The 855-nt window shown below is 63.0% G+C and carries 2 protein-coding genes; both read left to right on the forward strand.

Annotated elements, in window-relative coordinates:
- On the forward strand, positions 1-332 hold a 332-nt coding region (locus G7007_RS21760), incomplete at its 5' end, for a phage major tail tube protein (protein ID WP_181105169.1).
- A gap of 74 nt (positions 333-406) precedes the next feature.
- Positions 407-703: a phage tail assembly protein gene (locus G7007_RS21765; RefSeq protein WP_181105171.1), complete on the forward strand. Its 297-nt coding sequence runs from the start codon at positions 407-409 to the stop codon at positions 701-703.
- Positions 704-855 lie beyond the last annotated feature (152 nt).

Below are 855 nucleotides of genomic sequence, written 5' to 3' on the forward strand. Positions count from 1 at the left end.
ACTTCACCACCACCGGCGTGCGCAAGGAGTCGCTGAAGTTCTTCGGCCTGGCCGACGGTAACGCCTTCAACGGCACGTTCCGTGGCTCGTTCAAGGGCCAGCGCGGCGCGACCAAGGCGGTCGTCGTCACCCTGCGCGGCCTGCTCAAGGAGCTGGACATGGGCGACTGGAAGGCCGGCGACAAGGCCGAGGTCAAGCATGGCATCGCCGTCACCTACTACAAGCTCGAGGTCGGCGGCGAGCTGATCTACGAGATCGATCCGATCGGCATGAAGCGCGTGATCAACGGCACCGACCAGCTGGCCAGCCAGCGCTCCGACCTCGGCCTGTAAGGCCTATTTCCTGATTCCTTAGCGGCCCATGACACCTGGGTCGCCTCTCGACTATTTCCCAAGGGCATCACCCCATGAGCAAGCCAGTACCGAAGTACCTGAACCTGAGCGCCGACCGCGTCACCGTCACCCTGACCAAGCCGAGCGAGGTCAACGGCGTGAACGTGCAGACCATCACCATGCGCTCGCCTACCGTGCGTGACGTGCGCGCCTCCACGCAGACCGGCGGTGACGACGATGAGCAGCGCGAGCTGAACCTGTTCGCCTCCCTGGCCGAGGTGGGGGTTAAGGATCTGGAAGGGCTGACCTACAAGGACTACAACCGCCTGGCCACCGGGTACAACTTTCTGGTGCGAGAAGACGAACTGTAACCCGCAGACGTTGAAGCATGCGGCGCGGCGCCTGGCGTCCGAGCTGCATTTTTCCGCGCAAGAAATCATGACCATGTCGTATGCCGACATGGTTTGGTGGCTCACGGACTGAGCGGGCAGGGGAGGTATCCATGGCGGGCAGGGTAGCGTTA

Source organism: Pseudomonas entomophila, assembly GCF_013523125.1.
GTDB classification, from domain to species: Bacteria; Pseudomonadota; Gammaproteobacteria; order Pseudomonadales; family Pseudomonadaceae; genus Aquipseudomonas; species Aquipseudomonas entomophila_B.